This window comes from Pseudoalteromonas rubra, from assembly GCF_001482385.1.
GTDB classification, from domain to species: domain Bacteria; phylum Pseudomonadota; class Gammaproteobacteria; order Enterobacterales; family Alteromonadaceae; genus Pseudoalteromonas; species Pseudoalteromonas ardens.
Window position 1 is genome coordinate 2280600 of record NZ_CP013611.1, and the last position, 26537, is coordinate 2307136.

At 48.9% G+C, this 26537-nt stretch carries 22 protein-coding genes and 2 pseudogenes; 5 read left to right on the top strand and 19 right to left on the bottom strand.

The window, feature by feature from the left end:
* Nucleotides 1-14 precede the first annotated feature (14 nt).
* The 10 genes from murG to mraZ are packed head-to-tail and all read right to left on the bottom strand — an operon-like array spanning nucleotide 15 to nucleotide 11083.
* Nucleotides 15-1079 (bottom strand): undecaprenyldiphospho-muramoylpentapeptide beta-N-acetylglucosaminyltransferase, encoded by a 1065-nt coding sequence (gene murG, locus AT705_RS10080; protein WP_058796495.1) that lies wholly within the window; start codon nucleotides 1077-1079, stop codon nucleotides 15-17.
* Entirely contained in the window at nucleotides 1076-2251 is a 1176-nt protein-coding gene (gene ftsW / locus AT705_RS10085) for a cell division protein FtsW (protein ID WP_058796496.1), read from the bottom strand. The genes murG and ftsW overlap by 4 nt, the downstream gene beginning before the upstream one ends.
* Nucleotides 2245-3570, bottom strand: coding sequence for a UDP-N-acetylmuramoyl-L-alanine--D-glutamate ligase (gene murD, locus AT705_RS10090; RefSeq protein WP_058796497.1), 1326 nt, complete (start codon nucleotides 3568-3570; stop codon nucleotides 2245-2247). The genes ftsW and murD overlap by 7 nt, the downstream gene beginning before the upstream one ends.
* A gap of 22 nt (nucleotides 3571-3592) precedes the next feature.
* Nucleotides 3593-4675, bottom strand: a complete 1083-nt coding sequence (mraY, locus tag AT705_RS10095; protein ID WP_058796498.1) for a phospho-N-acetylmuramoyl-pentapeptide-transferase — start codon at nucleotides 4673-4675, stop codon at nucleotides 3593-3595.
* Nucleotides 4669-6072, bottom strand: a complete 1404-nt coding sequence (locus AT705_RS10100; RefSeq protein ID WP_058796499.1) for a UDP-N-acetylmuramoyl-tripeptide--D-alanyl-D-alanine ligase — start codon at nucleotides 6070-6072, stop codon at nucleotides 4669-4671. The genes mraY and AT705_RS10100 overlap by 7 nt, the downstream gene beginning before the upstream one ends.
* Nucleotides 6069-7547: a UDP-N-acetylmuramoyl-L-alanyl-D-glutamate--2,6-diaminopimelate ligase gene (locus tag AT705_RS10105; protein WP_058796500.1), complete on the bottom strand. Its 1479-nt coding sequence runs from the start codon at nucleotides 7545-7547 to the stop codon at nucleotides 6069-6071. Before AT705_RS10105 ends, AT705_RS10100 begins: the two co-directional genes overlap by 4 nt.
* A complete protein-coding gene (locus AT705_RS10110) occupies nucleotides 7537-9351 on the bottom strand; it encodes a penicillin-binding transpeptidase domain-containing protein (protein WP_058796501.1) in 1815 nt (604 codons plus the stop codon). The genes AT705_RS10105 and AT705_RS10110 overlap by 11 nt, the downstream gene beginning before the upstream one ends.
* Complete coding sequence (gene ftsL / locus AT705_RS10115; protein ID WP_049863442.1) at nucleotides 9348-9668, bottom strand: cell division protein FtsL; 321 nt, start codon at nucleotides 9666-9668, stop codon at nucleotides 9348-9350. Before ftsL ends, AT705_RS10110 begins: the two co-directional genes overlap by 4 nt.
* A complete protein-coding gene (gene rsmH / locus AT705_RS10120) occupies nucleotides 9668-10603 on the bottom strand; it encodes a 16S rRNA (cytosine(1402)-N(4))-methyltransferase RsmH (protein ID WP_058796502.1) in 936 nt (311 codons plus the stop codon). The genes ftsL and rsmH overlap by 1 nt, the downstream gene beginning before the upstream one ends.
* A gap of 21 nt (nucleotides 10604-10624) precedes the next feature.
* Entirely contained in the window at nucleotides 10625-11083 is a 459-nt protein-coding gene (gene mraZ / locus AT705_RS10125) for a division/cell wall cluster transcriptional repressor MraZ (RefSeq protein ID WP_040644569.1), read from the bottom strand.
* Nucleotides 11084-11527: 444 nt separating this feature from the next.
* Here mraZ and AT705_RS10135 point away from each other — a divergent pair, with 444 nt between their 5' ends.
* Nucleotides 11528-14527, top strand: coding sequence for a bifunctional diguanylate cyclase/phosphodiesterase (locus AT705_RS10135; RefSeq protein ID WP_082668965.1), 3000 nt, complete (start codon nucleotides 11528-11530; stop codon nucleotides 14525-14527).
* A 265-nt stretch (nucleotides 14528-14792) separates the two neighbouring features.
* On the opposite strand, the gene AT705_RS10140 is transcribed toward AT705_RS10135, so the two are convergent.
* Nucleotides 14793-15764: a hypothetical protein gene (locus tag AT705_RS10140; RefSeq protein ID WP_058796504.1), complete on the bottom strand. Its 972-nt coding sequence runs from the start codon at nucleotides 15762-15764 to the stop codon at nucleotides 14793-14795.
* A gap of 303 nt (nucleotides 15765-16067) precedes the next feature.
* Here AT705_RS10140 and AT705_RS10145 point away from each other — a divergent pair, with 303 nt between their 5' ends.
* Nucleotides 16068-16706: a hypothetical protein gene (locus tag AT705_RS10145; RefSeq protein ID WP_058796505.1), complete on the top strand. Its 639-nt coding sequence runs from the start codon at nucleotides 16068-16070 to the stop codon at nucleotides 16704-16706.
* A gap of 495 nt (nucleotides 16707-17201) precedes the next feature.
* Here the strand turns inward: AT705_RS10145 and AT705_RS24885 are convergent.
* From AT705_RS24885 to AT705_RS10165, 5 genes and pseudogenes are all read right to left on the bottom strand, one after another.
* A pseudogene (locus AT705_RS24885) lies at nucleotides 17202-17504 on the bottom strand (transposase); the annotation flags it as partial.
* Nucleotides 17505-17595: 91 nt separating this feature from the next.
* Nucleotides 17596-17799: pseudogene (locus tag AT705_RS24890) on the bottom strand (transposase); the annotation flags it as partial.
* A gap of 222 nt (nucleotides 17800-18021) precedes the next feature.
* Entirely contained in the window at nucleotides 18022-18342 is a 321-nt protein-coding gene (locus AT705_RS10155; protein WP_058796507.1) for a hypothetical protein, read from the bottom strand.
* A 226-nt stretch (nucleotides 18343-18568) separates the two neighbouring features.
* Entirely contained in the window at nucleotides 18569-20236 is a 1668-nt protein-coding gene (locus tag AT705_RS10160) for an alkaline phosphatase (protein ID WP_058796508.1), read from the bottom strand.
* A gap of 98 nt (nucleotides 20237-20334) precedes the next feature.
* The gene (locus AT705_RS10165; RefSeq protein ID WP_082668968.1) at nucleotides 20335-21546 is read right to left on the bottom strand and encodes a cation:proton antiporter domain-containing protein; all 1212 of its coding nucleotides are present in this window, start codon (nucleotides 21544-21546) and stop codon (nucleotides 20335-20337) included.
* A gap of 226 nt (nucleotides 21547-21772) precedes the next feature.
* Here AT705_RS10165 and AT705_RS10170 point away from each other — a divergent pair, with 226 nt between their 5' ends.
* Nucleotides 21773-22693, top strand: a complete 921-nt coding sequence (locus AT705_RS10170) for a manganese-dependent inorganic pyrophosphatase (protein WP_049864299.1) — start codon at nucleotides 21773-21775, stop codon at nucleotides 22691-22693.
* 396 nt (nucleotides 22694-23089) lie between these two features.
* On the opposite strand, the gene rpmG is transcribed toward AT705_RS10170, so the two are convergent.
* The 3 genes from rpmG to radC form a co-directional block, all read right to left on the bottom strand.
* Nucleotides 23090-23245, bottom strand: coding sequence for a 50S ribosomal protein L33 (gene rpmG / locus AT705_RS10175; RefSeq protein WP_005493124.1), 156 nt, complete (start codon nucleotides 23243-23245; stop codon nucleotides 23090-23092).
* Nucleotides 23246-23257: 12 nt separating this feature from the next.
* The gene (rpmB, locus tag AT705_RS10180) at nucleotides 23258-23494 is read right to left on the bottom strand and encodes a 50S ribosomal protein L28 (RefSeq protein WP_010383680.1); all 237 of its coding nucleotides are present in this window, start codon (nucleotides 23492-23494) and stop codon (nucleotides 23258-23260) included.
* Between the two features lie 277 nt (nucleotides 23495-23771).
* On the bottom strand, nucleotides 23772-24446 hold the full coding sequence (gene radC, locus AT705_RS10185; protein WP_058796509.1) for a RadC family protein: 675 nt from the start codon (nucleotides 24444-24446) through the stop codon (nucleotides 23772-23774).
* A gap of 126 nt (nucleotides 24447-24572) precedes the next feature.
* On the opposite strand from radC, the gene coaBC reads away from it, so the two are divergent.
* Both coaBC and slmA read left to right on the top strand, forming a co-directional pair.
* The gene (gene coaBC / locus AT705_RS10190; protein WP_058796510.1) at nucleotides 24573-25772 is read left to right on the top strand and encodes a bifunctional phosphopantothenoylcysteine decarboxylase/phosphopantothenate--cysteine ligase CoaBC; all 1200 of its coding nucleotides are present in this window, start codon (nucleotides 24573-24575) and stop codon (nucleotides 25770-25772) included.
* Nucleotides 25773-25928: 156 nt separating this feature from the next.
* Nucleotides 25929-26519 (top strand): nucleoid occlusion factor SlmA, encoded by a 591-nt coding sequence (slmA, locus tag AT705_RS10195; protein WP_010383685.1) that lies wholly within the window; start codon nucleotides 25929-25931, stop codon nucleotides 26517-26519.
* Nucleotides 26520-26537: the final 18 nt, after the last annotated feature.

Here is a 26537-nt window from a genome sequence, read left to right on the forward strand (position 1 = left end):
CACTGTTATCTCTTTTAATTCGTTACTTCTTCGCAAATGGCTGCGACTGACTGAGTTGCAGACAGCTGAGCGCAGGCTTTTGCTTTGTTCGCTTTTTCCCATATCAGGGCATGATCACGACAATAAGGTACCAAAGTGTCACATAAATGCTGCGCAGATAAGTCAGACTGCGGGATCAACAAGGCCGCCGACTCATCCACTAAGAAACGCGCATTGGCCGTCTGATGGTCATCCACGGCATGAGGCAAAGGCACAAACACCGCCATTTTGCCTGCGGCCGCAATCTCACTGACCGTCAAAGCACCTGCGCGACACACAACCACATCGGCCCAGTCATAGGCCTTGTCCATGTCATCAATAAACTCAGCCACTTTGGCCTGCAGGCCACAGCGCTGATAATCAGTCTTAAGGCCAGTATCGTTCCCCCTGCCGCTTTGATGCCAGACTTGTAAATCACACGATGTCGCCTCAATAAGCAGTGCCATTGCTTCAGGCACGGTGTCATTCAGCACTTTGGCCCCCAAAGAGCCACCCACCACTAACACGTTAACAGCCTGACTTGGCCGCTTTGGGCTGATCTGTGCCACACTTGAGCGTACAGGATTACCGACAACCTCATGGCTGCGCTCGGCAAAAGCGTGGGGAAATGCAGCCAATACTCTGCTTGCAATACGCGCCAGCAATTTGTTGCTCAATCCGGCCACTGCATTTTGCTCATGGATCACCAAAGGGACTCCGGCTAACTTGGCGGCAAGGCCAACAGGTCCGGTTACGTAGCCCCCCATTGCCAGAATCACATCCGGGCGACGGCTGCGAATAATCGCCTTAGCCGCAAAAACGGCCCTGAGCACCATCAAAGGGGCTGTGAGCACACGCTTAATGCCATTACCACGTACACCTTTGACATCAACAAAATCGATTTCAATCCCGTGCGCAGGCACCACTTGCGCCTCCATCCGATCTGCGGTGCCGATCCAGGATATCTGCCAGCCTTGAGCTTCAAGTGCTTTGGCTACCGCTATTCCCGGGAAAATATGTCCGCCAGTTCCGCCGGCGACCACCAACAAGCGTTTGGTCATTTTTTACCTCCACGCGAGGTTGCCTGACGCGTCGACAGCTTAGTTTCAAAGTCAATGCGCTGTAATAAACCAGCAGCAATGGTCATGATCAATAAGCTCGAGCCTCCATAGGAGATGAAGGGCAAAGTCAGCCCTTTGGTTGGTAACATACCCGCACTGGCACCGACATTAACCACGGTTTGGAACGCAAACCAGATCCCGATACCCAACGCCAGATAGCCTTCGTATTCTTTACCCGCTTTGAGTGCTTTTTGCCCGATGAGTAAAGCTCTAAAGACCAGTGTCGCCAGTGTCATCAGGACACAGAAAACACCGATAAAACCGAGTTCTTCAGCGACCACGGCAAAAATAAAGTCGTTATGTGCTTCCGGTAAATACTGTAACTTCTGAACGCTGTTACCCAACCCCTGACCAAACCAGCCCCCCTGACCATAAGCCATCAGAGATTGCACTAACTGATAGCCTTTACCAAAGGGGTCTTCCCAGGGTTCCAGGAAACCCACCACACGCGCCATACGATAAGGCTCAAAAATGATCAACATCACCACCAGTAACACACCGGTCAGCATCAAAGCAAAAAACTGCCAAAGTTTTGCACCGGCCAAAAACAACAGTCCGACGGTGGTGACAAACATCACCACGACAGTCCCCAGGTCGGGTTGCATCAGGATTAAAAATGCATACACAGCAAACACAATAATGGGTTTTGCAAACCCTTTGAGGTTTTCCTGTACTTCATCCCGTTTACGAACCAGGTAGCCGGCAATATAACTGAAGAAAAACAGTTTTGCGGCTTCAGCGACTTGAAAACCAATTGGGCCAACAGGCAACCAGCGCTTTGAACCATTCACTTCGCGCCCAACAACCAGTACAACGGCCAACAGCACCAAGCCCAACAAGAGTAAATATGGATTAAACCGCTTCCACCAGGTCATGGGCACTGTGGTGCTTAGCCAGAACAACACCATTGCCATTACCAGGAACATACTGTGACGCGTCACGATATGATACGGGTTATCATACAAGCGTTCAGCCACTGGCATAGAAGCACTGGTCACCATCACAAACCCAATCCCAACCAGGCATAACATAGCGTACAGTAACGGAACATCGAACAATGAATCCGAAGGGCTTGAGGTGAAGTTGTGTCGCAGTGCGGTCATACTCAGCATGTCTGCCCCTCAACTAATCGACAGAACTCCTCGCCACGGGCCATATAGTTGGCATACATATCAATGCTGGCACAAGCTGGTGCCAACAGTACCAGATCGCCCGCTGTTGCCTGCTGAGCTGCCAGCGCTACGGCTTCACTCAGATTACCGACCTTCTGGCTTCGGGGGTGTAATGGCATAAAGTCAGCGCCATCCTTACCAAAGCAAAAAATGGTTTTGCAGTATTGCTGTAAGGGGGTCTTGAGTGGAGACAGGTCAGCCCCTTTGGCGTCGCCCCCCACGATCAACAGGATCTGGCCTTGTGATCCCGCCAGGCTTTCCAACGCCGCGACTGTCGCGCCTACATTGGTTGCTTTAGAGTCATTGAAATAGCGTACGCCCTTAACATCGGCAACCAACTGGCAGCGATGTGGTAACCCTTTAAAAGTACCAAAGGCCGCAATGAAAGCGCTATCTGGTAGTCCCAGCGGAGACAAAAGTGCGATCACTGCTAATGCATTAAACTGGTTGTGTTTGCCTGGTATTGCCAGCACCTCTACCGGACATAGCTTGTTGCCATGTAATGCAAAGTAACTCTGCTCACCTTCTTTGACTAAACAACAATCAGCCTTATCAAGTGCCACGCTCAATGCGTTGTCATGGGGTACAAAGGTGCGCGGGTCTTCAGCGTTATAGACCAGACAATCGACCTGCTGATAAATACGTAGTTTTGCTTCACAATACGCGGCAAAGTCCGGGTATCTGTCCATGTGATCTTCGGTGATATTGAGGATCATCGCACTCAGGCAGTGCAAACTGTCCGTCGTTTCTAGTTGAAAGCTCGACAGCTCCAGTACAAACACATCAAAATCCTGCTCCAGCAGATCAAGCACGGATGTACCAATGTTGCCACCCAACCCGACCTTCAGGCCTGCTTGCTGACACACTTCAGCAGCCAGACTCACAACGGTAGATTTACCATTTGAGCCTGTCACGGCAATCACAGGCTTTTCGTTCAGGCGTGCAAATAGCTCCACGTCGCCGATCACTTCGACGCCAGCGGCGATAGCCTGAGCAACGCAGGTCTCGTATAACGGCACACCAGGACTGATCACAACCAGATCGGTGGCACTCAGTGCAGCCTCAGCAAGCGGGCCAAATACCGCTTCACACTCAGGCAGATTATGGTTCATCCAGTCTGCCCCTGGCGGCACAGGTCGAGAGTCCACAACCTTAGGTGTAATCCCATGTCGCACCAAAAAGCGCACAATGCCCAGACCGGTTACACCCAGTCCGAGCACGGTAATGTGTTTGTTTTTTAAGGTTTCTAAATAACCCATATCAACACCTTAGTGTACTGCTTTAGCGGATCTTTAAGGTTGCCAGTCCCGCCAGCACTAATATGATTGAAATAATCCAGAATCGTACAATCACCCTAGGCTCCGGCCACCCTTTTAATTCATAATGATGGTGGATCGGGGCCATTCGGAAAATTCGCTGTCCCCGCAGCTTATAAGAACCCACTTGTAAAATCACCGACAAGGCTTCCATTACAAATACGCCACCCATAATGACCAGCACTAACTCCTGACGCACCAAAATAGCGATGATACCCAGTGCGCCACCTAACGCCAGTGAGCCGACATCGCCCATAAACACTTGTGCCGGGTAGGTGTTGAACCATAAAAATCCCAGCCCTGCGCCAACAATCGCGGTACAGACCACCACCAGTTCGCTGGCAGAGGCTATATGAGGAATGTGGAGATAATTTGCAAACACGGCATTACCGGTTACATAGGCGATAATGGCGAGTGCGGATGCCACTAAAATAGTGGGCACAATGGCCAGACCATCGAGTCCATCGGTCAAATTCACCGCGTTTGACGTGCCCACCAGCACAAAATAGCTCATCACCAGATAAAACAGCCCAAGCTGAGGGAGTACATCTTTGAAAAAGGGCACCACCAGCACAGTTTCAGACGGGTCCGTAGAAGTGAAATAGATAAACGCTGCCACAGAAATAGCTATCACTGACTGCCAGAAATACTTCCATCTGGCTATCAGGCCCTTGCTGTCTTTACGGATCACTTTGCGATAATCGTCAACAAACCCGACGACACCCAATGAACCAATCACAAACAAGGTGACCCAGACGTATTTGTTGCCCAAGTCGCCCCACAATAGTGTACTGGCAAAAATAGCCCCTAAAATTAATAACCCACCCATAGTAGGTGTGCCTGATTTAGATAAATGTGATTCCGGACCGTCGTCTCTGACAGTCTGACCAATTTGCATTCTCTGTAAGCTCCGGATCAATTTAGGCCCGAAATACAAAGAGATCATTAACGCAGTCAGGATCCCCAGGATCGCGCGCAACGTCAGGTAGGAGAAAACGTTAAAGCCGCTGTAGTACTGCGTAAGATATTCTGCTAACCAGGCTAACATGGTTTTTCCTCTTCACTATCAGCGTCGATGTTGTTCAATTTAGAAGTCTCGACCAGATCGGCGACCAGCAGCTCCATCCGCGCACTGCGCGACCCCTTCACCACCACAGTGCAGATGTCATCGCGCTGCGCCAGTAATTGCTGAATTGCCAGTAACATATGTTCTCGCTGAGAAAAGTGACGATTTGCAGTTTCAAACACATCGCTGGCATAGCGGCTCAGCACTCCCAGAGAAAACAGCGCGTCAATGCCTTTTTCTTTGGCATATTCACCTACTTCCTCATGATATTGCCGTGCCTCTTCACCCAGCTCGCTCATATCCCCCAACGCAAACACCCGGTAGCCCGGCATGCTGGCCAGTAAGTCTATAGCTGCTTTAACGGAGCGCACATTGGCGTTATAGCTGTCATCTATTACCCGCAACGTCTCTGACACTTCAATCAGGTTAACGCGCCCTTTCACCTCAGCCATGCTTTCTAACGCACCTTTGACATCTTCCAGCGTCGCACCTAACTGCACGGTGCAGGATGCCGCAATCAAGGCATTCATAACATTGTGCTCACCAGGCAATGGGAGTGTGATGGTGACGCGTTGCGTCCCCTGACACAGAGCAAAGGTCGCGCGGCCCAGTGTGTCCAGGCTGATTTCCTCTACCCACAGATCAAGCTGTTGTGCCATTGAAAAGCGACTGATACGCTGGGTGGTCAGCGTGTGTTCCCACATTGGCGCAAAGCGACAATCACAGTTCAACACAGCGACGCCGTTGTCTTTGAGTCCGGAGAAGATTTCTCCTTTAGCCTGACCAACGCCTTCTATCGAGCCGAAACCTTCGATATGTGCCGGTGCGACATTGCATACCACTGCCACATCAGGATTGACCAGATCGCTGGTATACGCTATTTCACCGATGTGGTTTGCACCCAGTTCAATGACCGCAAACTCATCGTCCTCACTGAGTCGTAATAAAGTCAGTGGTACACCAATGTCATTGTTGAAATTTCCGGCTGTGGCCAGCACTTTGCCCAAACGGGAAAGAATCGCCGCCGACATTTCTTTCACCGTGGTCTTGCCCACACTACCTGTAATCGCCAGAGTTTTTGGCGACACCTGACGTATGACAGCCTGACCAAGTTGTCCCAGCGCAAGCCTGGTGTCTTTTACAACCAGCTGAGGAATATCAACGTCGACTGGATGGTCCACAATAGCGGCAATTGCGCCTTTTTGTTGTGCCTGGGCAACAAACTTATGGCCATCAAAATTTGGCCCTTTTAGTGCCAGAAACACTTCGTTTTCGCTAATTATACGTGTATCTGTATTTACATTGGAAACACTGCGGTTTTGCCCGTCAAAAGGGGCCTTCAGTACATCCGCAAGCCAAGAGAGATCCATCTTGATCATGCACTTTCCCCTGATAATATTGTCTGAGCCCAGCTAATATCACTAAAAGCCAGGCGTTGGTTACCTATGATCTGATAGTCTTCATGCCCTTTACCGGCGATCAGGATCACGCTATGTTGATCAGCACCCTGAATTGCTTCGCGTATGGCAGTTGCTCTATCAGGCTGACAAAGAGCATACTCGGGCTTACTGAGCCCAGCCTTAATGTCGTTAATAATGGCGAGTGGATCTTCCCCTCGCGGATTGTCACTGGTGATCACTACAGTATCGGCATAGCGCTCAGCCGCCTGCGCCATTAACGCACGCTTACCTTTGTCACGCTCGCCGCCGCAGCCAAACACACAGGTCACTTTACCTGGTACATGCTGTTGCAGTGCCTGAAGCGCCAGTGCCAGTGCATCTGGCGTATGAGCGTAATCCACCACGCAAGTTGGTTGCCCTGCCACGTCAATGGCTTGCATGCGACCGGTTACGGGCTGTAATTGTGCTGCCCCCTCAACCAACTGCGTTAAGGGGATACCCTGAGTCAGTAACACTGCAAATGCCGCACTCAGGTTATACAAGTTAAATTCACCAAATAAGGGGGTACTGATCTCAGCGTCACCCCAGCTGGTATGCAACCTGCAGTGTATCCCCTGACTGTTAAATTGCGCCTCACTAAAGTACACAAAATGGTGTAGTGTTTCTTGTAAGCGGTCATCAGCCGGCTTGCGACCAAAGCCTACCGGATGAACGATTTTACCCGCTTGCAACCAGCGCTGTGCCCAGGAGTCATCAATATTAACCACCCCATAGTTTGGCTGGCATTCGCTAAATAGCTGCAGCTTCGCCTCGGCATAATTTTCCATTGTACCGTGATAATCCAAATGGTCGCGACTGAGATTGGTAAACACGGCTACATCAAACTGACACTGAGCCACCCGCCCCTGCACGAGCCCATGGGACGATACCTCCATGGCCGCCAGCTGATAACTGTGACGCAACTCATTTAAAATACGTTGTAAATCCACGTGAGACGGCGTGGTGTTATTCAGTGGAGTAAGCGAATCAGGCGCTCCATATCCCAAGGTGCCAATCACAGCCCCTGGTAAACCACATGCACTGGCCAGATGCGCTATCATCGCAGTTGTGGTGGACTTACCATTAGTCCCCGTCACCCCCACCAAAGTCATAGCATGGCTGGGATCGCCATAAAATAGTGCTGCCAGCTTAGCCACTTTGTCTGCCAGACCGGTGATCTGCAATACGCGCGCATCTGCCACATCAACAACACAGTTTGCATCCGCCAGCACCAGTGCAGCGCCGCGACTCAGCGCCGCAGCAACATAGTGACCACCATCTTGCTGATGACCGCGAAGTGCAATAAAGCAATCGCCCGGACCCACTTCTCGGCTGTCCAGGCGCAATTCATTAATCTCTGTCGTTGGGTATGAAACCCCGATGTTAGCCAGTGACTGGCTCAGGTCACGTGTCATTATCAGGCCTCGATAAATAAGCAACGCGCTCTTTGTCCGGCGCCACATTTAAAATCCTCAGTGCGTTAGAGACTATCTCAGCAAACACAGGCCCAGCCGTATGACCCCCGTAATACACATCACCGCCAGGTTCATTGATCATAACCACCACTGCAAGGCGAGGATCACTGACCGGCGCAACACCGGCAAAATAACCCACATACTCGTCACCATACCCGCCTGCAATGGCTTTTTCCGACGTACCAGTTTTAGCAGCAGCCCGATAACCATCAACAATCACATTGGATGCGGTGCCCCCTTTTTCAAAGACCGACTCCATCATCTCAACGACGGCCAGTGCGTCTTCTTCACGGAACAGCCGCTCGCCTGGTACTGGTTCGTCCTGCTTCATAATGGTTAGCGGCCGGGAGATCCCCCCAGCGCCAAACGTCGCATAGAGCCTGGCCACTTGTGCCGTACTGACGGACACTGCGTAGCCATAAGATAAAGTTGCAATCTCAAAGTCTGACCAACGGCGATTAGGATAGAACAAGCCTGAGCTTTCGCCAATCATCATGGTGCCGGTGTCTTCGCCAAAGCCAACCTGTTGATACAGGCCAACAAAATATTCTTTGGGCAGCATCTGGCTGATTTTAGCCACACCCATATTACTGGAAATCTTAAGAATTTCGCGCAGTGTCATTTCGCCGTGATTGCGCTCGTCCTTGACCAGTCCGCCATTGAGGCGCATCCAACCTGGGTACGTATCTATGGTGTCGTCTGCCTGGATAACCCCATGGTCCAGACCCGCTAAAACAGCCAGAGGCTTAAGTGTTGAGCCTGGCTCAAACAAGTCCGTAATGGCCCGGTTGCGACGTTTATACGGCGCAGCATCGCTCATATCATTGGGGTTAAAACTCGGACTGTTGACCATTGCCAGGATCTCGCCGCTATGCACATCGACCACCATAGCCGAGCCCGATGTAGCCTGATAGGTCAGTACCGCCGATTTCAGCGCCTGATAGGCGATAGCCTGGATCCGCAGATCGATACTCAGGTGAACATCTTCTGGCTCTACCCGTTCTTCTTCGGCCAGTACCTGAACCTCACGGCCCTGCGCATCTTTACGAATAGTGCGGCGCCCTTCGGTACCCGTCATTGCTTTATCATAGAGCTTTTCAATACCTTCGATGCCAATGCCATCGATGTTGGTTACACCCAGCACATGCGCAGTCACTTCACCATTAGGATAATAACGCTTAGATTCATCGAGCAAATGGATCCCCGGCAGGCGCATCTGACGAATGTAGTTGGCGACCGCAGGTGTAACCTGGCGCTTTAAATAGACAAAACGACGCTTGGGATTATCGCGCAGGCGCTCGTCTATCTTTTTTTGTTTGATTTGCAGGACATCTGCCAGCTCACGCCAGCGTACTTCGTCCTGATAAAATGCCTGTTTACGGGCACTCAGTTCGGCCACGTTATCGGCCAAAGCCTGAGTGTCTTCACCGTTGCGCCGGGCTTTTCTCAGCACTTTTTTGGACAACGCTTTGTCCAGCGCTTTGGGATCGGCATAGACGCTGACCACAGGCACACTGACAGCCAGTTCCTTGCCGTTACGGTCAAAGATCATACCGCGCTGCACCCGTACGGTTTCAACCCGAACCGTCCGTTTAGCATTTTCCGAGCGGGCTTTATCGGGCTCAATGACCTGTAAATAGGCAGCACGGGCGATCAGCGCGGCAAACACCAACACCAGCATCACGCTGACCAGCGCAAAACGCCAGCTGATTAAATTGACTGAGGTCTTTTTCGCCGGACTCATGGTAGTACGATCACCTGCTCTTCTTTACTGGTTGGCCGCTTCATCTGTAACTGGGTTCTGGCCACTTCTTCAATGCGTGCGTGCTGTGAGTAAAACTCTTCCTCAACCACCAAATAGCGCCACTCCAGGTCCAGCTCGTCGCGTTTTTGTAATAGCCTGTCCTGCTCTATCAGTTGTTGGCGAGTCAGGTGAGTTACCTGCACCACCGCAAGTGCCGACCCTAAGGTCACAGCCAGCAGGAAAAACGTCAGCTTGTTGGCCAGTAACAACTGGCACATCTCTATGAACAACTTCGGCTGACGCTGATGTGTTTTCATTACAGTTTCTCGGCTATTCTCAGTACCGAGCTCCGTGCTCGCGGGTTGGCATCAATTTCAGCCTGACTGGGCTTAATGGCTTTACCCACCGCCTTTAAGGTCAGGTTTTGTTTTAACTGCGCGTCTGTCAGTGGCAAACCTCGCGGTACAGCCTCCCCTTTACTTTGTTTCTTGATAAACTGCTTAACAATGCGATCTTCCAGAGAGTGGAACGAGATCACAACCAGGCGACCACCTGGTTTCAGTACTGCCAGTGCGGCTTGCAGTGCGGTCTGGATTTCTTCCAACTCACTGTTGATGTAAATGCGGATGGCCTGAAAGGTACGTGTTGCAGGGTGCTTGTGTTTGTCTTTCACCGGCACCGCTTCATCGATTAACTCTGCCAGCTGTTTGGTGGAAGTGATCTCAGTATGCGCTCGGGTTTCAATGATCTTGGTCGCAATCCGGCGGGCAAATTTTTCTTCACCATATTTTTTGATCACAAACACCATATCTTCCAGCTCGGCTTCCGCCAGCCATTGCGCAGCGCTACGACCGGCAGTCGGATTCATCCGCATGTCCAGCGGACCATCCTTCATAAAGCTAAAACCACGTTCAGCGTCATCCAGCTGAGGTGACGACACACCAATATCCAGCAAAATACCATCGACCTGGCCCAACAGGCCGGCATCACGGGCAACACTCTCAATGTGCGAGAAGCGATTGTGGGCGATACTAAAACGCGGATCGTCGGCAAATTTCTGAGCGGCCGCAATCGCTTGCGGGTCCTGATCGATGGCCTGTAATTTGCCCTGCTCGTTCAGCCGCTTCAGTATTTCACCCGAGTGGCCTCCGCGGCCAAATGTGCCGTCGATATAGGTGCCATCGGGTTGGATATTCAATGCATCCAGCGTTTCAGCCATCAGCACTGAAATATGTTGCCATTCTGTCGCCATAAAGTTTGGTTTTCACCCCAGTTATAAAGAAAAGTCGTCCAGCTCAGGGCACGCTTCCACGTCACCACTGCGCTCTATCTCGGTATCGGCCTGCATTTGCTCATACCAGCGTGCTTCATCCCAAATCTCAAATTTGTTGAGCAATCCCACCAGCATCAGCTTTTTGCCAAGACCAGCATGGGCACGCAACGTGGGCGCCAGTAAAATACGGCCATTTTTGTCCAGCTGATATTCTTCTGCATGTCCTAACAACATGCGCTGCCAGCGTCGGACTCTGGGGTTAGTGTTGGATAGCCGCTGTAATCGGGATTCTATTTCGCGCCATTCAGACAGCGGATAGAGCCACAGGCATGGTTCGTTGATCGCAATAGTACAGATCACGGCGCCCTGTTCTTCAGACAACAGCGGCTGGCGATACCGGGTAGGTATCGAAAAGCGCCCTTTGTCATCGAGACTCAGAGAGTTTGCGCCGCGGAACATAACTACCCGCTTGGCCTGTTGCGATAAGCTAATCTTTGATCCAATTTGATCCACTCTAACCCACATTTTCCCACAGGATGACAGTCTAGGGCTTGACAAGCCTTTTTGTCAAGTTGGATCACATTGCTTAACTCGCCTACAGGCCAGAAAAATCGCGGGTTTTGCGGAACTCCATGAAATCGGTGGGAAAATGTGGGCAGACAAATAATCTGGGATCTTTGCACACAAAATCGTCCCTTTTTTGATTACTAGAGAATATTTCATTCATGAAGTTTTTAGGTACTGTGGTGTTACCAAAAGGCCGAAAAATTAATAACTCTGGACTAGTATTTAGCTTAAACGGGTTGGTTAAAGCGCGCTGCGCTTGTATCATGCCGCCACCTCAAACCTAGGCGAGCTTTTATTATTAAAGAAATATCAATAAAACAGCGATTTTACCGATTGATGCTAGTACTCAGTTTGCCTGGTCTTTTGCTGATCCTGGCGTTGCTGTTCGCACAACGCAGCAATATGCTGCAACTACAAGAGCAGCAAGCCCTGATGTATGCCAATCAGGTTGCCACCTTGCAACATGCCGAAATCGCCGCGACACGTCGACTGCTGCAACAGCTGGCCTACCAGCCCAAAAATCTGCAACACCAACGCGGCCTTTGTCCACAGTTGCTGTCGAGTGCTCAGCACCTGTCGCCCAGCTTTGCTAACTTTGGCCTGGCAACACCCGATGGCACCGTCACCTGTTCTTTGTCAAAAATATCGGGTCCCATTTCGATCGCTGATCGCCCCTATTTTCAGCAGGCGATCGATGAAGGAACCTTTAGCATTGGTGAGTATCAGCATGACAGAAGTATCAACACTGCCACACTGAACTTTGCTCACCCGGTTTATCAGGATGGTCAGCTCGCGATGGTGATCATTGCAGTAAAGCGTCTATCGCACTGGAGCCGATCGCTGTCCAGGTTGACACTGCCCCAGGGCACCCGCGTGATGGTTGCCGACCACACCCGCGCCATTGTCGCCGAATATCCTTACAGCAATGAACCGCTGGGCAGAGCCGTTGCCGAAGACTGGCCTGATGGCCTGAATGAACAGGCGGCGCTGCTGAGTGATGCCAATGGTCACCACCATGTCTATATTCGCCTGCCTTTACTCGCCGCGCGCGGCGAACTGACCATCTATTTTGCATTTCCGTTTGAAGCAGCATGGCAACAAACACAACGCCACTTTGCGCTGGTCCTGAGCAGCTTTTTTGTGTTGTTATGCCTGCTTATCTGGCTGGCTCGTCATCGCCTGCACAAAACCCTGTTACAACCGTTGACCCAGTTCAGACAGGCCATAGCAGCACTAGCACAAGGACGCTCAGTCGACCTCACCAGCCATACTATGCCGCAGGAACTGGCAAAGCTGGGTGAACATTTTGAAAGCATGGCCAAGGTACGCCTGCACACCGAGCAACAGTTAAGCCATAAACACAGCGAACTGCAAACGCTGCTCTCGGCACTGCCCGACAGTTACTTACGGGTTGATGCAAAGGGCCAGGTACTCGCAAAACATGGCTCCCTGGTACAACAGGGTAATACACTGAGCGAGCTATTTCCGAACCATATCAATAAGCGGATCCGAGTTGCGCTGACACTCCTCAAAGATCAACCGCATCTGTTGCTGGAATACACTCAGGGTGACAAGCAGCAAGGGTATGAAGTACGCGTTCAGGGTATGAACCATGCTGAAGAGGCCGTTATCGTGATCCGCGATATCAGCCACCGTAAACGTCAGGAAGAAGCGCTCAATCTGGCAGCGCTGGTGTATAACAACTCCAGTGAAGGCATGGTCATCACCGATGCCCATGGCTACATCCTGGATGTGAATCTGGCATTTGAGAGCGTGACCGGATTCTCTGCGCAGGAAGCGATTGGAAAAACCACCGCGATCCTTAACTCAGGCAAGCATGATCGCGCTTTTTATCGCCAGATGTGGCATGGCCTCAACGAAACAGGTCGCTGGCAGGGTGAGATAGTTAACCAACGCAAAAATGGCGAACTGTATACTGAATGGCTCACCATAGATACGGTTTATGATGAACAAGACTCGCCCTATCGCAGAGTAGCTATTTTTACGGATATTACCGACAACAAACTGAAAGATGAGCAACTTTGGCGACAAAGTCACTATGATTCACTGACCGAGCTACCCAATCGGAATAGCCTGAAAAAACACCTTAATACTTTGTTTGCAACACCCGATACATCGCTGGCCATCCTGCTGCTGGATCTCGATCATTTTAAGGATATCAACGACACTTTGGGGCACTATTATGGTGATCAGTTACTTGCCCAGGTTGCCAAAGTATTACAATCACTGGAGCAACCCGGCGTGACCTTGTCACGGATCGGTGGCGATGAATTTGTCATTATCTGTGAACACTGCCGTACTGAAAGCGATGCCATCGCGCTGGCAGAGCGCGTGCTCAACTTGTTTAAGCAAGACTTTACCCTAGACGGTGAGCACTGTCACATAGGTGCCAGTATAGGTATTGCGCTCAGCCCCAGAGACGGCGATAGCAGTGAGCTGCTGCTGAAGGCCGCAGATCAGGCCATGTATCGGGCAAAAGCTCTGGGCCGTAATGGTTATGCCTGTTTCGACTCCGCCTTACGCCAGCAAAGTGAACAACGCTTACTGATGCTCAGAGACATGCGCCAGGCCTTATCCGACGCACAATTTGTGATGTACTATCAGCCAATTGTGACCATGCACAATCAGCAGATCCACAAAGCCGAAGCATTGATCCGCTGGCAACATCCCGACAAAGGCATGATCAGCCCGGCGCACTTTATTCCGCTGGCGGAAGAAACCCAGCTGATCCATCAACTCGGCGAGTTTGCCTTCCAGCAAACTCTGCAAACACTCAGCCACTTGCAGCAGCAACACGGTGCCTTTCAGATCAGCCTGAACGTATCACCGGTGCAATTCAACGCTAAGCATACCAGCTTACTGAAATGGCAGGATCAGCTTAACGACGCTGATTTGCAGCCCGAAGATGTGGTTATTGAGATCACAGAGGGCCTGATGATGCAGGGAGAAGGCCGCAGTCAGGCTCGGCTTGGCCAGTTGATCCAGCAAGGCTTTTCAATTGCGCTGGACGACTTTGGTACCGGATATTCTTCCCTTGCTTATCTTAAGCAGATGGACACCGACTTTATCAAGATAGACAAACGCTTTGTTGACGGCATAGAACACAACGAAGACGATCTGGTGCTGTGTGAAACCATGATCATGATGGCACACCAGCTGGGGCTCAAAGTGATTGCTGAAGGAATAGAAACCGCCACGCAACATGAACTGCTCAAACAGGCAGGCTGTGACTTTGGCCAGGGGTATTTTTATGCCAAACCTATGAGTCAGGCGGATTTAGAGGCGTTACTGTTAGACAAATCACAGCAACGATAAAGAGGCACGACTGTGACCCTCTTTAAAGCGTATCCGTGAGAACAAATGGGGAAGGGATATGAGTATGCCGCATGGCGTAACACAGCCTAAAATATGGAGCCTATGTTCTAAATTGAACTATTGAAGGGTGCGCTTCCTATAAGCCTCGAATAGCGAAAATCGTAAGTTTCATCACAAAACCCTGAAGAATAGTCAAATCCGGGTAATACGAAAGCGCATCCAAGCCTGAACTTAGATAAATCGGAACAACACTGAAGGAGAAGTGTTAACCCAGTAACCGCTCGCACTGAGTCAAATTAGCTCGTCGCCTTTTGTGAAGATGCTCACAGTAATCTGTCATCGCTTGCTTTCGCCCCACTGCACCATGAAAGACCTTTGTAAACTGCGTAGTCAGTTTGAGCCAGTTGTCTGGCTCTATTTGCAATCGTGTCAGCAATGGTTGGCTATCGCTGATGTAACCTCGCTTATCTGCACGCATGCATCGGCCTGTTAACTCAACCAGTTGAATATAATAAGTTAGCTCAAACGGTATTCCTTTGGGCCTGTGCTTTCTTGGGTTACCCGCAAAACGCAGTAAGCTTTTGGGTTGCTTACCTTGCTGTGCATGCTCAATACGCTTTTTAATGCTGGTGTAGTCTGACGTTTCCGGAGTCTCTGCCATTTTGGCTCTGACGGGGTTCAGGTCAACATAAGCCAGGCATGCTGCCAGTGCCGCTTCATCCAGTAAAGCCTGTGACTTAAATCGCCCTTCCCAAAATCGACCTGTACAACCATCTTCTTTATTCGCCTTGCGAGCAATGTCTTCATTAAGCACCCGCATAAACCAGCTGATGCTCGCAAGCCGTAGTCTGAATTCAGCTATACCAGCTGCCAGCATACTATACTCGGATGCGCTCAGCTCATCACCACGAATGAACTTGTGCGTCAGCCAGTTACCTTTAAACAGTTTATGCCAGCGAAGTACGATTGCTCTGTCTGATATCCTTTGTGCTTTTATATCATATACATACAACACAATATGTGTATGATTGCTCATAACCGCGTAGCCACACACATTAATGCAAAACACCTTAGCAAGGGTCAGCAATTTTTCCTCAACCCAGTCTCGCCGATGCTCATAAGACTTGCCCGTTACGCGGTCTTCGCCGCACAGAAATGCCCGGCGAACACACCGAGATATGCAGTGGTAATATTTAGTGTCTGATAAGCTGACCTGTCTCTTCCTTGCCATTGGCATAATTTTTCACCCTCAATCCATTGAGTATTACCTAAAGGTAGACGGCGTACAGTCGCACGCCAATTTTAGGTGGCTGTCCGTATAGCTTCGCCGCTATCTTGGAGAGTTGGACTATTGGTCTCGAGCTGAGTCTAGTAGACCTGATGGTACATGGGGGCCAAAAGGTAAGCCATACTTGGCTTTTGAACTAAAGACGGGTAAAACAGCGATCACCCCTACTCAATCAAAAAAATATGGTCGGAACTTGCCTGGTAGGACAGAGTTAGTTCATTTACTTGAAATAAACAATTAGTGGAGTTTTTAATGAAGGTTAGTCTTATCAATAGCCTGCTGAAGAGCCATGAAGGTTTAAAGGTACTATGTTCCAAGAGAGGGGTTATCTTAATAGGAAGAGATAATGCTGAACTAATCTCAAATGGTGGCTTCGTTCTTAAAAAATGGAAAAATACCTTAGATATCTCTCTTTGGATCTCTCCCGGCTTATATTTTCCTTGTATAAATGGCTATCCGTTTTCCTCTCATTATCTTAAAAATGAACAGGGTAAATTTGAGGAAGTACAGATAAACTTGGAAGAACTTAGTGAAAACGATGTCTTGCTGAAGCTTGATATGTTCATTAGGAATAATTCAGAACACCTTTATATTGGTGAAGATGTCAATGAATTATTAGGCTGGTTAGAGTTGGGGAAAGAACGTTGGCTAGATACTGAGTTTAGTATTGTACAATATGCATTGCAGATGTACTTAAGTGGTAAATCGCAAGAAGCCTTAGATATTATCTCAAGGAGCATTGGCGATATGAATGAGTTTAATCCTACAACGATCGAGAGTAAGAAATTTTTAAGTTTAATAAAAAACAGTGATAGCGAGAAAGAGGTCAATAAGTTTTTAGAATGCTATGTAGAAAAAAATAGAGAGTTCTGGCAACAATTAACATGCTAGGGCCTTAAAAGCTTAAAATAAAATCATTCCAAACTGGCGCTCAGTGAGCGCCTTTTTCTATGTAATCATGGAGGATGTTCATAATTCTGTGTCAGCCTACTGAGCTCAAAGCTAAAAAGTTATAAGGACATATATGGACGCTCCAGCGATGTCAAGCCGAGTAGGCCTGCGAGATAGCGAATTATCGTTATCTCGTTCGTTATGTTACCCGTGTTGCCATGCCTGATGTTTGGTCCAGTCCGCAGTAAATTTGTTGCTCTGACATATATCCGGGCTTAACTGACTATCCAGCGCCCCTAATGAGTTCCGAGCCTGCACACCCTAAAATTAATATACCCACTCGGTCTGTAACGACCGTGCCTTCGTCGGGTTTTGCGCAGGCAGGGTTGGACCCTTTTTTCATCGTACTTTGGCAAACAGATAAGCGGTTGTCAGTGGCTCACTACACCCACACGGGTTCAGTGACCCTTGTCCGTGCCGAGCTCACCTGACAACCTAACCCTTGATGCATTGTGTCGCCCCCGATTGTGTATATTGCGGCTGATATGGTTCATTTCTCTGTAGTAATATCCACATCAATCTGGCCAGCCGGTGGGCAGTGGCCACAATGGTTTTATTTATACCAATTCGCTCTTTCAATGTGCTGACCCAGCGATTTAAATCGTCGTCTTTTTTATGTGCGTGTGTGACCACAGTACGAGCACCGTGGATTAATTGCTTGCACAGATACCTATCTCCGCGCTTGGTGATATGGCTCAGAACGCTCTTATCGGCGGAAGCATATTGTCTGGGTGTTATAGTTTTTAAGTGACACCCACTCCAATATATGCAGGACATAGCATTACAGTCCACACGCCAATTTTAGGTGGCTGTCCATGTAACTATATTTCATAACCGCGTAGCCACACACATTAATGCAAAACACCTTAGCAAGGGTCAGCAATTTTTCCTCAACCCAGTCTCGCCGATGCTCATAAGACTTGCCCGTTACGCGGTCTTCGCCGCACAGAAATGCCCGGCGAACACACCGGGATATGCAGTGGTAGTATTTAGTGTCTGACAGGCTGACCTGTCTCTTCCTTGCTGATGGCATAATCTAGCATCCTCAATCCATTGAGTATCACCTAAAGGTAGACGGCGTACATTCCGTACGCCAATTTTAGGTGGCTGTCCATGTTACTCTGTACTGTACCATCTTTAATAACCCCCTAGGAATTCTTGGTTTAATTTCAATATAGTTTTTTAAGTGACATATATGGAGACTCATTTGATGTCCATTAAACTGCTTCTAGGGGATTAAACGTACTGTAACGACCTATCTGAGCCAGATGTTGAAAGCAAGCTGGTTTGAGAACCAAAAATTAACAGGCACTTTTCGATCATCATAGTATGAAACATCGACTGGAAGGCCCGCTACCTTAGCAGTTAACAAAGTAGAATACTTTTCTTTTCCGCCTGGTTGCTCTAAATCAAAGCAGAGTGAGGGGGCGTTTGCCTCTACGGTGAAGCAAGCGTACTGGGAAAACCCGCCACCATAGGTTCTTAGCGCTTTGACTTTGGTATTCCAGCGCCATACTTCACCGGCACTAACACTGAAAGCAGACAATGCTGTTAGCAGTAACAATATTTTTTTCATATTTGATCCAATCCTAGAAGTTACGAAATAATCTCAATGAATATTGTACCTGATATCAATAAAATAGAGTATTGCAGGAAAAATTAAAACTTTATTGCTGACTTAAAGCAGCTCATGACATCCACAAACTGGACGAACAAAAAAGGCCACAGCAATGCTGTGGCCCAATAAGATCTAGCGATCTTTTATGTTTGTTATTATGGATTATCCCTAAAAAAACCGGTGCTTACTCAGCGTCAGCCAGACCCAGCGCTTTAATCATCTTAGTGCCGATGTCAACATGGTGCTGTAACGTTGAGAACTGTGCCGTCACGCCTTCTGGACCGAAAGAATATACAGGTACTGGCGCAGCCGTGTGGGTGCCCGTACCCCATACAACGTTTTGCTGTTTCGCCACGATGCGGCCAACTTTAGCAGTGTAGTCTTCAGTGCCATAGACATAGAAGTCAGAGAAATCGTCAAACTTAGGCAGCGGTACGTTATCACTGTTATAACTGCTAAACTCGTTCATGCGAGCCGCTTCATCAAGAGTGACTTCATACGGTGTAAACTCTTTGATGGCGTCTTGCCACTCTTTATCCGTTGAGTTACTAAAGTCATAGTCACCATTTACGTGACCAATCACATCATAGAAAGTCCCTTTTTGCCCATATAGGGTATCCAGTAACTCGAGGCCGCCAAAGTTGAACTTCGGCTTGTACTGTTTGCCCTGCATACCATCACCCGGCAGGTCAACTGCTTCTGGTTTATTGTGGCTTGAGTAACTGAAACCAAAACTACCCGTTTCGTGGTCAGCCGTTACAACAACCAGTGTATCCGTGCGCTCTTTTGCCCACTCATGAACCGCTTCTACGGCTTCGTCAAACTTCAGTAGCTCATTCAGCATCCAGCCAGCGTCATTAGCGTGACCAGCCCAGTCAATCTGGCCGCCTTCAATCATCAGGAAGAAGCCGTCTTCATCTTTAGACAGAATGTCCAGGGCTTTTACTGTCATCTCTTTCAAAGAAGGCTGAGTACAGCTGTTGTCCGCTTTACAATCTCTGTATGCAATGCCATCCGCCATGCCCGAGTTTGCAAACAAACCAAGTAATTTATTGGTGTCAGCATCAGCTAGCTGCGCTTTGTCGAATGCAAGTTCGTAGCCGTGCTGCTCTTTAGCCTCAACAACCACATTGCGGTCGTCGCTACGCTTCGATTTTTTATAAACACTGGCTGGCATACCCAGGTTAGCAAGTACTTCTTGATCAGCCGCATCTTCTTTAATATCCGATGGAATAAACACACGCGCACCACCTGATAGCATGACATCCACCATGCCGCTTTCTACCATCTCTACGGCAATTTCAGGCTCGTAAGAGCGGTGTGGCTGGTGTGCAGCAAATGCAGCCGGCGTAGCATGAGTCAAACGCGTATCTGAAACCAGACCGGTCGCCTTGCCCGCTTTTTTCGCTTTTTCAAGGATAGTTTCAATCACATAACCCTTGTCGTCCAGGCCAATCATCTCAGAACCAGCCGCTTTACCGGTTGCCAGTTGAGTTGCAGAACATGCTGAATCGACAACCAGACTACCGTTTTCGCCATGTGGAGCATTTAGAGATAAACCCAGATGGCCGCCATTAGCAAGCTTAGACAGTGCAGTTTGATTGTCTTTGCTGTTGTAAGTAGAGTTTGGTGCGCGGCGTGCATACTCTTCAAGTAAACCAACCTGCTGGGCACCCATACCATCGCCGATCATCAGGATAACATTCTTCACCTGAGTAACAGGCTTAGGTGCAACTTCAACCTCTTTAACAACCTCAACTTCTTTGATCACTTCAACCGTTTTGGTGTCGTCATCGTTACATGCGGTCAATAAGACGGCAGAGACCGCCACTGCTAATAGCTTTTTTTTCATTGTAGTGTTCCTAAAACGTAATCATCTGAGCCGGGGCACAGTCTAGGGACACTTGATGACTTTTTTATTTCACCTGAGTGACACTTTTTGTTCGGACACTATTGTTTTTTCATCAAAAAAGCACCCGCAAGGTGGCCGCTCACACCGAAAATAAAGATACTCAGTAGCACAGTGGCCGTCGTGATCTTCGTAATAAAAAGACTGTGAGGGAGGTTCGAACCCAGTAGCATCAGACTAAACACAACAGAGGCCAGTCCTTTCGGTCCGAACCAGGCTAGTACCACGCGTTCACGCCAGCTCAGCCTGCAAGCCAGTAACAACAAAAGCACGGGAAAGAACCGAAATACAGCCACAGCCACAGCCACAGCCACAGCCAGTAAAGCATATGCCCATATCCGCCAGTCAAACGCAGTAAACAACAAAATACTGGCACTGATCCCAAAAATAACCCACAGGATATATGCTGCCAGCTCAGCTATCTGCTCACTTTCTTCTATCAGTTTGTCTTTAAGCGCATCTCGAAAGCCATAGTCAAACAACAAACCACTGATAAACACCGCGATAAACCCACTCCCACCGAGTAATTGCGTGACAGAAAATACCGCAATGGCAATGCCGATAAATAAAAACGGGCTGCTTTTAGCAGCAAAGAAGTGATGACGATAAGTCAATTTAATCAGGTAAACAGACACAATAGTTAACACTAATGCAACAACCAGGGCAAGGCCGACCTCGTGCAAAAATAACGCCCCCAGTGAGTGTTCAGCGGGTTGCTGGGTATACAGGCTACTGCCAAGTAAAAACAGAAAAACCGGTACACACAGGCCATCATTCAGGCCACTTTCAACATTAATCGCTTCACGAAGTTGAGCCGGCACCTGCTTTTCCTGAATAAAGCTCTGGCACAAAGCCGCATCAGTGGGTGTCAGCATAATGGCCAGAATAAAACAGCTTAGCCAAGGCAGAGACAATAACGCATGTGCGCCGAGCGCCGCAAACCCCAGAGTCAAAGGCAGTGCAAGCAGCAGTAACAGTGGCAGTTGATAGGAATGTAATAAAACCCTGAGCCGGGTTTTTGCTGCATCAGAAAACAGAAAAATAGCCAGGATCAATTCAACCAGAGGCAGAAACTCACGCAGTGTGTCCTGCTTCAGCGCCAGTGAGTCCTGAAAATACCAGCCCAGAGCACAACCAAACAACACAAACCACATCGGCCCGGTAAATTCAGCCCGTTGCAACTGACGAATGATAATGGAGTACATAAAAATGGCCAGCCCCAGCCAGGCCAGCACCAGATAGGTTGTTTCCACTCACGCCTCCTTGGCTGTGCAAAATTCTACGCCTTCATACTACGCTCGCAACTTTGATCGCGCAAAGACAATCCCCTGATTTCTGATCACCCCATCAGCCAGGATGAACAGACTACTCAGCAGATAGCATGCGGTAGATGAAAAAGCTGCGATTAGCCCAGCTTATACTGTTACCTTGTGGTTAATTTTTGCTAGAATGGCGACAAATTTTTTTGGAGAACCGTCAATGGCAATGTTTGTAGTGGGACACAAGATCCCTGACTCAGATTCAATTTGTGGTGCAATTGCACTGGCTTACCTGAAGAACCAGATCGGTGAAGAAGCGATCCCAACACGTTTGGGTGATGTCTCTCCTGAGACGCAATTTATTCTTGACCGCTTTGGCTTTGAAGCCCCTGAATTAAAGCTTAGCTATGCTGGCGAAGAAGTATATATCGTTGACCATACAGAGAAGACACAAGCACCAGACGACATCGATGAAGCCACAGTTGTGGGTGTAGTGGATCACCATAAACTGGGTGACCTGACTACCTCAACGCCGCTTGAGTGCTGGATCCGTCCGGTTGGTTGTAGTAATACCATCATTAAAATGATGTATGACTTCTATGGTGTTGAAATCCCACAAGGGATCGCGGGCCTGATGATGTGTGCGATCCTAAGCGATACCGTGATCTTCAAATCACCAACCTGCACCACCGCAGACATTAAATGCGTAGAAGCACTCGCTGAAATCGCGGGCATCGAAGATTTTAAAGCACTGGGCATGGACATGTTCAAAGTAAAATCAGCAGTGGAAGGCACGCCAGCACGCGATTTGGTTATGCGTGACTTTAAAGACTTCAACATGAATGGCAACCTGGTTGGTATTGGCCAGCTGGAAGTCATTGATCTATCAGTATTCGATGACATCAAGGCCGATCTGGAAGCCGATATTGCTAAGCTGAAAGAAGAAGGTGGTCGTCACTCAGTATTACTGCTGTTAACCGACATTATGAAAGAAGGCTCACAAATGCTAATCGCCTCTGACGACGAAAGCATTGTGGCAAACGCCTATCAGGTCACACCTGAAAATAGCCGAGTATGGCTGGATGGCGTGCTGAGCCGTAAAAAGCAGGTTGTTCCACCACTGCAAGATGCATTCGCATAAACCTTGCTGAACAACTCCTAAAAAAGCCCTGATCCAATCAGGGCTTTTTTATCGCCTAGTTGCTCGCGCAGCAGGCGATGTATGCCTTTTTGTATTACCAAACTGACACCGATAGACAAAAATCGCGCACATGATGGCAACCAGATTTATCTGAACTCGCGAGTCAAAGACTGTCGTTGCACAGTCGAAATAGCAGTCACGTCACGGGCCCTAACCACAGAATGCAAATACGCGAGTTTCTTGACCAGAATTAAGATCAGAGCAGCAATTAATACCAATTTGCTTAATTAAGAGATCTATTTTGAGACGAGAAAATAGGGTCGATAACAAGGCAGGGGTAAAACACAGGCAATAAAAAACCCAGCATGAGCTGGGTTTTTCAAATCTGAAAGCGAATTACTTGATTTTCGCTTCTTTGAAGATCACGTGCTTACGTACTTTAGGATCGTACTTTTTGATCTCCATTTTTTCAGGCATGTTACGCTTGTTCTTGTCGGTAGTGTAGAAATAACCAGTACCAGCAGTAGAAACTAGACGGATCTTATCACGCATGATTTAAGCTCCTTATACTTTTTCGCCGCGAGCACGGATATCAGTCAATACCGCGTCGATGCCTTTTTTATCGATGATACGCATACCTTTAGTAGTAGTGCGTAGAGTAACAAAGCGCTTTTCGCTTTCAACCCAGAAACGGTGTGTTTGCAGGTTAGGTAGGAAACGACGCTTAGTTGCGTTGCGCGCGTGTGAACGGTTGTTACCAACAACCGGGCGCTTACCTGTAACTTGACAGACTTTAGACATGTCTATATATCTCCAATAACTTCGCTCGAGCTTAATTTCCCCTTAGGCCTTCAAACTGTGTGCCCTGGGTAAAATCAAAGGGCGCTCTTTATACAGTATTTACAGGCAGAGTTCAAGGATCTGATGATATCCTAATCAGCTCATTGGTAAATTTGATAGCGGCCAATTATAATGATCCATGGCCGCTTAGGAAAGTAAAAACTGCATTTAAATTAAACTATTTTTAATTTATGCTGGGAAAGCGTACTGAAACACGCCAAATACGGCTCCTCTCCTACTACAACAGCCCTCTTTGCGCAAATGAAAGGCAACAGCTGCCCGCCACAATTAAGTGATCATGTACCTGAATATCTACCAGCGCCAGCGCTCGCTGCAGTTTATTGGTGATAAGCCTGTCGGCTTCACTGGGTTCGGCGACCCCGGAGGGATGGTTGTGAGCAAAAATCAAAGCAGCGGCATTGTACTTCAGCGCCGCCTTCACGACTTCTCTCGGATAGACACTGGCGGCATTAATGGTGCCGGAAAACAACACTTCATCGCGGATCAGACGATTCTGGTTATCTAAAAACAGTGCCATGAAAACCTCATGATGCAGCCCTTTAAGCTGTATTTTAAGATAATCACTGACTGCCTGAGGTGAACCAAACTGAGCATCGCGCACCACGTCTTCCAACAAATAACGCCGGCTGAGCTCCATTACCGCCTGCAACTGCACATATTTGGCTTCGCCAACACCTTTGTATTGACAAAATTCGCTACACGGTACATTCATTAACTCCTGCAAAGAACCGCTTTGATCAATCAGCGACTGAGCCAGCTCAATTGCATTCATACCCGCAATCCCGGTGCGTAAAAAAATGGCCAGTAGTTCAGCGTCGCTGAGTGCACTGGCACCATTGCTTAACAGACGCTCTCTGGGCCGTTGCATTTTAGGCATTGCCATCAATTGCATGTTTCCTCCTTGTTGGTATCCGTCACGTCACTGTGACTCTCTGAGTGTAGACAGCTGGCAGAATAATTCAAAACCCGGGGTGGGCTATGTTATCTTAGCGCTAGTTTTAATTTGCAGGGGCCGAGCATGAGCCAAACACACAAGCGTATTCTTCTTGGGATCAGCGGTGGGATCGCCGCCTATAAATGTGCCGAACTGGTGCGACGATTAAAAGACCATCACTGTGACGTCAAAGTCGTCATGACGGAGTCTGCAAAACAGTTCATTACCCCCCTGACCATGCAGGCAGTCTCGGGCGAACCCGTCGCAGATTCTCTGCTTGATCCGGCAGCCGAAGCCGCCATGGGCCATATCGAATTGGCAAAATGGGCCGATCTGATCATAGTCGCACCGGCCAGTAGCAATATCATCGCCAAAATGGCCGCAGGCATTGCCGATGATCTGCTCACAACCTTGTTGCTGGCAACCCCCGCACCGGTTGCCATTGCCCCGGCCATGAATCAGCAAATGTATGCTCACCTGGCAACACAGGCAAACCTCTCCACACTGTCAGGTAGAGGCGTTACTGTCTGGGGTCCCGGTCAGGGCGAGCAAGCCTGTGGGGATGTCGGCAAAGGCCGGATGCTGGAGCCTTATGAACTGGTGTCACTGGCGTTAGGTGCACTCACCCCTGAAGCCCCTATACTGGCCGGCAAAACGGTGACCATTACAGCAGGCCCAACCCGTGAAGCGCTCGACCCGGTGCGTTACATCAGTAACCACAGCTCTGGCAAAATGGGCTATGCACTGGCTGAAGCCGCACTGGCGCTGGGCGCTGATGTACAGCTTATCTCAGGCCCGGTCACACTCACTCCGCCACATGGCTGTACAGTGCACGCTGTAAACAGTGCACAGGATATGCATCAGGCCGCTATGTCACTGGCGCCCGGTTCAGATGTCTTCATTGGGTGTGCAGCCGTTGCTGATTATCGTGCCGCAGATATCGCCGAGCAAAAAATTAAAAAGCAGGGCGATGAAATGACCCTGACACTGGTGAAAAATCCGGACATCATTGCTGACGTTGCTGCACTAAAAGCACACCGGCCCTATACCGTCGGCTTTGCCGCAGAAACGCAAGATGTCGCGCAGTACGCGCAAGGCAAACTGAAAAACAAAGGGTTAGATATGATCTGTGCCAATGATGTCAGCCAGGAAGGGATTGGCTTTAATGCCAATAACAATGCGCTGACCCTGTTTTGGGATAATGCACAACAATCTTTACCACTGGCAAGCAAGTCAGAGTTAGCGCTTACTGTCGTTAAAGCAATTGCCGGTAAACTTAATTAAGTTCATGTTAAAAGACTGGAAAGAAGCTGAATAAAGCATTAACATGGCCAGATAATTGAGTTTAGGGCTCTGCTGTTAATTGCTCAGGCGAGCACAGTGACAGGCCACCATTGAGCCCGCTCCTACTAAAATAACGATAATGATAAAGGAAACCTCATGCCAGCGACTAAACGCAGTAATCGCAAAGAGCAAATACTTCAATCCCTTGCGCAAATGCTTGAAACCAGTCCAGGGCAGCGTATTACCACCGCCAAACTGGCGACAGAAGTCGGCGTGTCTGAAGCCGCATTGTATCGTCACTTTCCCAGTAAAGCCCGTATGTTTGAAGGACTGATTGAATTTATTGAAGACACTTTGCTGTCGCGGATCAATTTAATTCTGGAAAACGAAAAAGAAACGCAAAGTCGTATCTACAATATCCTGATGTTATTACTCACTTTCTCAGAAAAAAACCCGGGGATCACCCGTATTCTGACCGGAGATGCGCTTCAGGGTGAGCAGGAAAGATTGCGCGAGCGTGTTCAGGGATTATTCGAAAAACTCGAAACCCAATTCAAACAAGTACTCCGTGAGCGCAAGTTGCGCGAAGGCAAAACCTTTGCCAGTGATGAAGCCGCTTTGGCAAACTTTTTCTTAGCCTATGTTGAGGGTAAAATGAATCAGTTTGTACGCAGCGACTTTAAAGCCAAGCCGGCAGCCAACTTTGCCAGCCACTGGCAAGAATTACAGCGTATCTGGCTGGCGTAGCCCGCTGGTTGCAGATTA